The sequence below is a fragment of the Pantoea sp. SIMBA_079 genome, from assembly GCF_046940275.1.
In the GTDB taxonomy this organism is placed as follows: Bacteria; Pseudomonadota; Gammaproteobacteria; order Enterobacterales; family Enterobacteriaceae; genus Pantoea; species Pantoea borealis.
This window is the reverse complement of the sequence record NZ_JAWRYR010000654.1, coordinates 1-251: the sequence shown is the minus strand read 5'-3', so window position 1 is coordinate 251 and position 251 is coordinate 1. Positions and strand designations below refer to the sequence as shown.

General features: G+C 67.3%; 1 protein-coding gene. It reads right to left on the bottom strand.

Annotated features, from left to right (window positions below):
• Positions 1 to 251: hypothetical protein (locus SB719_RS21565; RefSeq protein ID WP_412159946.1), on the bottom strand; the 251-nt coding region annotated here is incomplete at both ends.

The following is a 251-nucleotide window of genomic DNA, read 5'->3' as shown; positions in this document are numbered from 1 at the left end:
CACGTTGCCGTAGACGGACGTCGGGACACCCGCGCGGGCGCACTGTTCCGCCGTGTAGCTCGGCGCCGCGCCAGCACAAAGGTCGGTGCCGCCGGTGTTGAGAGCAATGCGCTGCGGGTAGTACAGGTCATTCAGGCTCGGCGAGCGCACGGCGCGGTTGTAGCCGGCGCGAAGCAGAAGCCTGCTGTCCCAGAACGTGCTGCTCAGGCCCACCTTGTAGGTGTCGTAGTTGCCCGAGGTGTCGTCGTCGG